The following is a 9,156-nucleotide window of genomic DNA, read 5'->3' on the forward strand; positions in this document are numbered from 1 at the left end:
TTTATAGATTATGGTACTTTGAACTTTTCTATTTCTGAGAGTATAATGTCGTATTGTACTTTTATAATTGGGGCAGGAAGCAAACCTCTAGTTACCCTTGGGAAATCGGCATTATCTACTCTATATGACGCTACGGATTTAAGATCGTAAACGAGATTATCATTCTCTGGCGAGAAATCAAATCCGTATAAACTCAGCTTTGCAAGAAACGTTTCTTTGTAGTGAGAAGGTTTTATCATAGCAATTAACTTGTTCACCAAAGCATTCAACTTGATTCCGTTGAATGAAGGGCTCATGCGTTCCAAGGAATACACAATCAGATATCCTTCTGTTCTACCATCAAGTTGTTCAATAGATGAAATATGAACCGACTCTTTGCCAAAATTGAGGGTCTTTACCTCGTACCAGTCATTATCGTATGAGAAATCTTTGTGAGTCTTCTCTGGTCCCATCCAGCTTTCAAGAGCTGCATCAAGTCCCTTTGTAGGAATCATTTCGTCTCTAAGGAAGAGCAACTCACCAATAAGCCCCATCACCTCAATCTCCGTAAGATTACCATGATTTGGTTTAAAGAGTTGCTTCCAAGAGAAATAACGAGCTCTAAGCGTTTGATAAGCAGTTTCGTCATCGCTTATTACTTGCGTAGAGGTAATCAGGTCTTCACAGAAGGTGCAGAAGTATTCGAGCAACGCAGGATTCTCTAACGAGAAACGTATAAAGTTCTCATCCCCACTATTGATGTGAGTAACAGAGATTACCTCTGAGCTCTTAGTACGAGCAACCTTGAATCGACCTCTGAAATCAAAAGCATAACGCCCCATTTCATCTTTACCCACATACAAACTAATGTTGTGGTTCTCACCAATCCTAATGAAATGGCTTGCCTTGAAATCCCCAGATAGAAGTGTGTAAATCTTAATCTGCATCATCAACCTCCTCTTCTTCTGCGTCTTCCACATTAAGACGTTGGTACACCTTATTTATTGTATAATGAACAGCATTTTCTATTCCCTTCACTCCTGGTAAACCTATTGCAAAGGCAATAATATGATCATTACCCAACTCTTCTCTGAACTTGGTTAGTTTCTGATTCTCTTCTTTTCCTTCACCTGGTTCTGCAGGTACAGGATGAATGGGCATAATGATGAAGATTGGTTTACGTGTTGGCAAGAATTCAAAGTATGCCTTCAACGGAGTATTCTCACCTCCGCTACCTTTTCTATATTCATCTTCTGCGCACTTTATCTGTTCTTTCGTGAGTGCGTATTTTCCTTCCGCACTACCACTAAGTGCTCTTCGGCGTGAGCTTATCTGAACAACATTACGAGTACCATAATAGATGGAACGCTTAACGCATCTGATATTCTGCAATTTGTCAAACTGGACATATTCTTTGCTTTCGCCACCTTCAATTACAACATCCCAATTCTCTATACCAGGATTCTCAGCCCCTTTTAGAAACTCAAGAATGTTTGGCACATTGAAATTTCCATTTGCCATTGAACACTTTATCTTTTCAATAAATGCAATGATGGTTTCCTTTGGAACATTCTCGAAGAAGCGTGAGCTACTATCTGAAGTGTCATTCACATCCTTGGTAGCCTTTCCTACGAGATCTGTATAACGCAATGTATAACCACCCTTAAACAACGTACCAATAAGAATTGCGGTTTCCCTCAAATTGTTACGATTGTGCTCAATGTTAAAGCTTACGTAGGGGGTATCATAAATGTTGCCGTAGAATGAATAGCGCAAATCCAACCCGCTTGCTGCTCTCATCTTGTTTGAAGCCGTAATTTGCAATTCACTACAGTTATCACGAACCTTTATACCAAAGTCTTTTGGCGTAAGACGTTGGTCATACATGTTCTTAATATTATCTTTTAGCTCCTGAGATGAGCCTGCAACTTCAGCGTACCATTCTGCGCTTATTTGGCTTGTCCATATCTGGAAAATATCGTCATAGCCGTTACGATAGCCAAACCATCGCCCCATCTGCATAAGCACATCAAAGGTAGAGGTGTTCCTGTAGAAATAGCTTACAAGAAGACCTTCGAGAGTCAAACCACGAGAAAGTGCCAAGCCACCAACGGCAATTACCCGAAGTGATTTATTGGTTCGATAATCAAGGCTATTGCTTTGCTTCGAGCCATTGACTACCATCACCTTAATCTTCTCAATCGCATCCTTGATGGTTTGTTTCTGGACAACTCTATCAAAGGTAATATCTGTTACATGCGAGAAATGCTTCTTCCAGAGCTTCTCGAATATTTGATAGAGAGGCAACTTCCTGTTGTCTGTATTACTATCGGTAAAGTTGAAGCGAATGTCATCAAAGACCGTTTCGTGAATACGCTCTACGTGCTCAGTTATTACACGTTGCACCTTGATGAAACGGCTCATATTTATAAGCATACTTCTAGGTGCTGAATGTTGCCCTCTAAGGTCGCGAATGGCATTTGCCAGATAGAAGCAATAGATGGCATCCGTCAATGAAGCAGGCAATTCGCCGTCCCATTCTTTCTTATGGCGATAATAGAAACCTCCTGAATTTAGGGATTCAATGTCATTATCAACCTGGTCAAGGTATTCTTCCGAGGTATAATCCGGCTCTTCGATATCGGTAATGTAGCGCAAGTTGCGGTAGTACTGACCTTCGGGGTAGAAAATCTTTTGAGCACCCACGTAATTAGAAGGTGCCTCCAAGGCATAAATGAAGTGTTCTGGAAACAAGTCTGCGTTCTTCATGCTGTCCACAGAGTCTGGATCAATGAACACATTTGCAAATGGTGTAGCAGTAAATCCCACATACGTTGTGTCCTTAAAGAGAGTACAGATCTGACGTATCAGCTGATTTGTCTTTGTCGGGTCAGTTTCGTCCTTCTTTGTGTTGACAGACGCATTATCTGCTTCATCGTCAATCAACAACATCGGAATATCTATGTAATCCTTCACTGGGTCTAGATTTTGGTCTTGAAGCCACTTGTGAAGCTTCTGCAAAACGGAAACGTTCTTCTTAATGACAAATACAACCAACGAATTCTGTGAGTTCAACGACATTGCAATTTTATCATGATTGCCAACGAAATCATTAACACAGGATGTAAATGAAGTCGCTCTGAGTTCCTGATTATCCTTGCCAACACCAACACGTTGAAGAGGCAAAACCGTACGACCATGCTTCTTGCAGGTAATGCCAATAATACTTTCATCAATACGCTCTTGTGTTTGCTGACGAAGGCTTTCTGTAATACCAGCAAGCAGTATGACTACTTTGTAGCCAGCATCGGCAGCCTTACAAATCAAACCTGAGTATGTTGCCGTTTTCCCAGATTGTACGTCACCAATGATAAGACCTCTACGGAATCTTTGACCTTCAAACTTGTCATTGGGATTTCCAAGACAGTTCATTATGTTGGGCAGAGTGTCCTCATCTAGAAGATTTATACTCTTTATATTGAAGGATGGATTAGCAAGAAGCAATGCTTTGTATTTATTCCAGAAATAAGGATTCTCAATGCGCTCATTGGAATACCACTCTTGTCTGCTGTCATAATCATCAAAGATTACATTTCCCTTGGCATGAGTGATTTTGAACCGATACTCCACATCCGTGAAAAGACGTTTTCTTGTCTCTTCATCACAAGTGATTTTGAGCGACATGGTCGCTCTATCAATATAGGAGTTGATGTTTTCAAATTTCACTTCATTACCTACTGCTTTATCAGCATCGATGAGGCAAAATGTTATTTGCCTCAATGAAAGGTATAAATTATCAGTCATTGGTTTCTTTGAAATTATCGGTTAGTTTATCCTTCAACTTTTGATACTTGCAGAATGGCTCAGATTTCATCAGGTCGTTAATGATGCTCTCTGTAGGACTATTCATTACGCTCTTTAATGTACTTACTATTGTTACGGCATTTTGGAAGACATCATCAAAACGACTATCTGTTTCTTCTACTGCAATTACTTCATTTGATTTGTCAATGTACATTTGTTGAATCGGAATGTTGTTCTCAATCTCTGTTACCAGCATTTCAAGATAGTTGTAATCCTCTTCAGACATTTTATCCTTGACAAACTGAAATAGTTTGCTTTCTCTGTTTATCTGGTAATAGAACATTTGGTTACGACCTTCTTTTCTACCCCATATATAATCTATGTCATCGTCAATCTTTGCAGTTCTTCCTCTGTATGTTTGCTGATTAGTGGATGCTTCGAGTGTATCAAGTACTGTTTTGCGTAACTGATTAAGAATACGCTTAGGGATAGAAGCATTTTGCTTCTTAATGTCAATACCCCATATGTCATCCAGCGTATTAGGAATGTCAACACGTATTCGAGCATTCTTTGTCAACTCAGCACGTTGCTTCATGCCAAACCAAGTACCCCAGATAATGAGACGATTATTTCGGTAAACGTAGAATCCTTGCTTTGCTCGTAGGTTTTCTATACCTCCAATCAGCTTCTTGTCGTTATCTGAAAGATCGGTAGCAAAAGGAAGAACAAATGGTTTTACATGAATCAAGCGCTCAACTCCTTCACTATCGTTGATTGCTATGGTTCGTTCCTTCTTGCTTGAAGTTTTTGGATGACATTCGAGGAATGGATCAAGTGGTTTTACGCCCTGATTATTTATCTGGATTTTGAGTTTAGCACTACCTGTGGCAGAAAGGAATCTGTGGAAAATAAGTGCAAGAGCTTTGTCGAGTGATGTCATTAGATCAACAAGGGTTTCGTAAACCTGACCATCACTTGATTTAGACAAAACATCAAAGTCTCTCCAGATAACAAGTGTACCTTTTGCTTGCTTGGTAATCTGGCTAACGTATGGAAGTCTGTCTATTTCCTGTGACGTAAGCTCTTGGATTATCCATTTCTGTTTTTTCTGAATGTAATCGTAATCCCAAGTATAGGCACTTCGTTTTCCTTTGCTATAACTTACAACCGTCAAATTTCTACATTGGGAGAGGGAAGCGGCCTTCATGCCCATGCCGAAACGACCAAGGTCATCTTCGTCACGTTCTGCTTCTGATGCCATGCTACCATAACGCATCGCCTCAAACAGTTTTTCATCACCCATTCCTTCTCCATCATCCAAAATACCTACAGCTGTCGGTTCAAATGGATTGGTGGGAAAGAGTACTTTTACGAATGTAGCATGCGCGCTGATACTATTATCAATAACATCTGCTACCGCAGATTCAAAGGAATACCCCATTGATCTGAGAGAGCCCATTAAGGTTGATGCTACTGGTATGTTTTCTCTATCCTTGGCCATCGTGACGAGACATTTTTATAATCTGGTCAAATACTGCCTTTGCAAGTAGTGGTGGTACGGCATTACCTATCTGTTGCTGGATGTGCGAGATAGGTCCTTCGAAATAGAAGTCATCTGGGAAACTCTGCAAACGTGCTGCTTCACGTACAGACAAACCTCTGTCTTGATAAGGGTGAATGAGCATACTCTTTCTGTAGTTGGAGATTACCACAGAAGGTTGGTCGGCAATAAGACGTTTGTAAATGCCACTATGAGTGCGTCCTTTGTCTGCATAGTTCTGCATCAGTTCATCTGGGATTGCACGCCAGTTCTGCCCTTGCTTTATATGCCTATAGCGCTGAATTACAAGGTCATTATTACGTGAAACAAAATTCTGAGTTGGGGAATGAGAATGTTCTCGCATAAGCTGAGCGTACTCACTTGCTTCAGAATGAGGGACTTTATATTCACCCTTTTCGAGCATCTCGCCATTTTCCAAATCAGGCAAATCTCCAATAGCTTCTTCGACCGTAATTTTCTCTTCAAATGGTTCTGGAAATTCAAACTTTATTCCAAGACGATTGCCCACCATGAAGAAACGGTTTCGATTTTGGGGGACACCATAATCAGAAGCCCACAGCACCTGAGAATTTACCTCATAACCTAAAGCTCCGAAACAATCCTCAATCATATTCTTGGTTTTACCCTCTTCCAAGTTAGTTAATCCCCACACATTTTCAAGAACGAACCAAGTTGGCTTCAACTCCTGAACAAAACGCACGAACTCCAAGAACAAAAAGTTCTTTTCATTCTGCATATTTCGTGTACGAGTATTCGAGAGCGAAAATCCTTGGCAAGGAGGTCCTCCCATAATGACAAATACTGGATCATTGCCTTCTTTGAGTTTTGATGGGTCAATGTCTTTGATGTCTCCTTGAAGAACTTTTGCCCCCTTATGATTCCTGGTAAATGATTTCGCTGCACTTGGATTTATTTCAATTCCATAGCTGATTTGTATTCCAGCCATTTCTGCACCAAGGCTCAAACCACCTGCACCTGAGAAAATATCTATTCCGTATAACATTGTGTCCTTGGTCTAAAAACCAATTAAGTATACTACTCCCCCCCCAAATTGACAACTAGTTTAGGGATTCTTTAATTTGCTTAAGCTGTTTGTTATCCAATGCTTTTGTAAAGCTACTTCTTTTTCTTTCACTGCTGGGCTTATCCCATTCATGTCGAGCCTGCGCGACTACACCTCTTCGTCCCCAGCGTTGTAAGCCTCTGTAGGCGTGCCGAGCGGGTCTGTTACGATGCCGTACGCCTTTCCATCAGTGTAAGTGAGTTGCGGCCTCTCCTCTATGCCATTTTCCATAGCCCCCGCCTCAACAGCATGGAGCGAAGTCACCATAAGGAAAAACCACAGGATGGGATAAGAAGACAGAACAACATACTATGTCTCAATAATTATAGGGCAAAGGTACTGCATCTAGCTTATAAAGTTCACAAACGAAAGATTTAGAGAATCATTTTACAGATGCTATATTTTCTTTAATCTCAGTTATTTTTCATCAGATAATCAGCACCTTTTCCGCATCAAAACAAGTGCTCATTGAGGTATTGCAAAAGAAAGAAGGAGAAAGAAGTTCGCTCGTTGACAAGTCGTACTCCTTCCCCCTCAAGAAAACTTATCATTTTGATTTTCCGACAGATATTTCCTTCTGTATATCTTCTACCAGCATTGGCTGCAACGTTGCTAATTAGATGTTCACAAATAAAGCCTAATACATCATAGTCTTGTCTACCATCGGTAGGAATATCACCGACCAAAACCAAGAGCTCACGCTCGGCCTTGCACTGCTCAGCCTTGGGTGCTCCGAGTTTACTCAAGCCTGTATGTAGGGTATCGAAAATTCCACAGATATACAGAGATAGATAACCTATCCATCTTCTCAGAGTCTCCAACTCCAAACTACTTTTGCTGCGCCACGAAAGCAAAGCCACCTACCGTCTCCAGTGAGCCTTCGTGATATATGAGACTATCTATAGTTCGATATCCTCTCCAATGCTTTTATACGATAGAGTGCGCTCCCCAATAACTCTCTGGACGGAAAAGCCTGTCGTGCATACTTTTCGTACATAACCAATCTATAGTTGATTGAACTTACTCATGGCATTAGCCTTAATGTCGTCCGCAATATCAATGTAGGGCTTCATCGCCTTGTAGTCGCTATGCCCCGTCCATTTCATCACGACTTGAGGTGGGATGCCGAGGGCAAGGGCATTACAGATAAAGGTGCGTCGGCCAGCGTGCGTACCGAGCAGAGCATATTTAGGCGTCACCTCATCAATGCGCTCATTCCCTTTGTAGTAGGTCTGACGAATAGGTTCGTTGATACCAGCAAGTTCGGCAAGCTCCTTGAGGTACTCATTCATCTTCTGGTTGGTGATCACGGGGAGCACCTTATCATGCTCAAATACCACATCCTGATACTTCTCCAAGATAGCTTTGCTATGCTTGTTGAGCTTGATGACCAGGCTGTCAGAAGTCTTGATCGTAGTGACTTCGATATGATCTTCCTTGATATCGCTTCTTCTGAGATTGTAGACATCTGAGTATCGCAGTCCGGTAAAGCACTGAAAGAGGAAGACATCACGCACACGATCAAGCGACTGCTTAGCTGGAGGGATGGCAAACTCTCGAAGCTTAGTCAGCTCCTCCCAAGTCAAGAAGATGATCTTCTTCTGCGTATCCTTGAGCTTAGGTCTGAAGGTATCGTAAGCATTGTTCCCATGCATTCCCTGGCTGAAGCTCCAACGCAGGAACCACTTCAAGAAGCTGAGTTGCTTCCCGATCGTGCTATTGCGCATCGCACGTACCTCTCGAAGGTAACGCACATACTCTGTTAGCCCAGCCTCATTGAAAAAGGAGAAGCTAAGGTCTGCTCGGAAGGCTCTTAGGTGATTCTTCACCGCAGCGAACTTCTCATAGGTGGCGTGCGTCCAGTCGTTCTGTCGACCACAGACACGTCCGAACTCATCAAAGGCCTTATAAAAGTAAAAGTCGTTCGAAGGATCGAGCTTATCGGAGGTTCGTTCCAGCTGTACATCGTCAGATCTATGGCGGGCATTGAAGGCGCTCTTAACATCCGCAGGGCTTGGCATGATCTCCGCCACTTCAAAGCGCTTGAACACCTCTTGCAGCTCGGTATAGTACCCCAAGAGCGCAGCGTTGATCTCTGAGGCAGATTGCTTAAGCTTATTTGTACATCCGTTCTTTACTCGTTGCTTGTCCGCATCCCATTTAGCCACATCGATACGATAGCCCGTAGTGAACTCTATTCGCTGGGAAGCAAAATTCACTCGCATACGGATAGGGACGTTTTCCACAATCAGGACACCGTCCTTCTTCCGGCTCTCCAGAGCAAAGATGATATTGCGCTTGATATTCATAACTCTCGGGTGTATAGTTTACACACCCAAAGATACACCCAAATAAGGATATAGCAAGGGAGATTCTATGATACTCCACTTTAAGACACACGCCCACATACATACTGATAAACAGCGCTTTGACACCAAACAAGCATCTATGATAGTTCAAGAAAAAGAGCCTCTCTCTCCGCAAAGAGGCTTCGAAGTGACTGCAAAATGGTCGTCACAGAAGCCTTCAAAACAAGAGGAAATCGTTGTAGGACATGGTCTTACAACGATTTTTCTTTGTATGCAGTCCATAGACCTGACGGCTTACCCCTAGGGTCTAATCGTCATCAATCGGTCAAATTCTGCTACAGAAACTGCTACACAAATCAAGGCGTAGCAATTAGTGTAGCAGTGACGGCTAAATGAAGGGCTAATTGAAGGCCGCAACATACTCTCATTCAATGTATAAG

At 42.0% G+C, this 9,156-nt stretch carries 5 protein-coding genes; all 5 read right to left on the minus strand.

Translation table 11 applies throughout. The annotated features are described in order from the left end of the window. Nucleotides 1-8: 8 nt before the first annotated feature. The 5 genes from HMPREF0636_RS00450 to HMPREF0636_RS00475 all read right to left on the minus strand — a co-directional run bounded on the left by HMPREF0636_RS00450 (nucleotide 9) and on the right by HMPREF0636_RS00475 (nucleotide 8,716). Complete coding sequence (locus HMPREF0636_RS00450) at nucleotides 9-929, minus strand: PD-(D/E)XK motif protein (protein WP_248616842.1); 921 nt, start codon at nucleotides 927-929, stop codon at nucleotides 9-11. Further along, on the minus strand, nucleotides 916-3,783 hold the full coding sequence (locus HMPREF0636_RS00455) for a Z1 domain-containing protein (RefSeq protein ID WP_052328666.1): 2,868 nt from the start codon (nucleotides 3,781-3,783) through the stop codon (nucleotides 916-918). Before HMPREF0636_RS00455 ends, HMPREF0636_RS00450 begins: the two co-directional genes overlap by 14 nt. Continuing rightward, nucleotides 3,776-5,284 carry an ATP-binding protein gene (locus HMPREF0636_RS00460; RefSeq protein WP_044167675.1) on the minus strand — a complete coding sequence of 503 codons (1,509 nt, stop codon included), beginning with the start codon at nucleotides 5,282-5,284 and terminating at the stop codon, nucleotides 3,776-3,778. The genes HMPREF0636_RS00455 and HMPREF0636_RS00460 overlap by 8 nt, the downstream gene beginning before the upstream one ends. Further along, nucleotides 5,271-6,347: a DNA cytosine methyltransferase gene (locus HMPREF0636_RS00465; RefSeq protein ID WP_044167678.1), complete on the minus strand. Its 1,077-nt coding sequence runs from the start codon at nucleotides 6,345-6,347 to the stop codon at nucleotides 5,271-5,273. The genes HMPREF0636_RS00460 and HMPREF0636_RS00465 overlap by 14 nt, the downstream gene beginning before the upstream one ends. Nucleotides 6,348-7,411: 1,064 nt before the next feature. Then, nucleotides 7,412-8,716, minus strand: coding sequence for a site-specific integrase (locus HMPREF0636_RS00475; RefSeq protein ID WP_044167680.1), 1,305 nt, complete (start codon nucleotides 8,714-8,716; stop codon nucleotides 7,412-7,414). Nucleotides 8,717-9,156 lie beyond the last annotated feature (440 nt).

The sequence above is a fragment of the Porphyromonas catoniae ATCC 51270 genome (genome assembly GCF_000565015.1).
GTDB lineage: Bacteria > Bacteroidota > Bacteroidia > Bacteroidales > Porphyromonadaceae > Porphyromonas > Porphyromonas catoniae.

Excerpts from the sequence above, each read along its gene's own strand:
- HMPREF0636_RS00450 (WP_248616842.1), bottom strand. The coding sequence starts at position 929 with ATGATGCAGATTAAGATTTACACACTTCTATCTGGGGATTTCAAGGCA.
- HMPREF0636_RS00455 (WP_052328666.1), bottom strand. The coding sequence starts at position 3,783 with ATGACTGATAATTTATACCTTTCATTGAGGCAAATAACATTTTGCCTC.
- HMPREF0636_RS00460 (WP_044167675.1), bottom strand. The coding sequence starts at position 5,284 with ATGGCCAAGGATAGAGAAAACATACCAGTAGCATCAACCTTAATGGGC.
- HMPREF0636_RS00465 (WP_044167678.1), bottom strand. The coding sequence starts at position 6,347 with ATGTTATACGGAATAGATATTTTCTCAGGTGCAGGTGGTTTGAGCCTT.
- HMPREF0636_RS00475 (WP_044167680.1), bottom strand. The coding sequence starts at position 8,716 with ATGAATATCAAGCGCAATATCATCTTTGCTCTGGAGAGCCGGAAGAAG.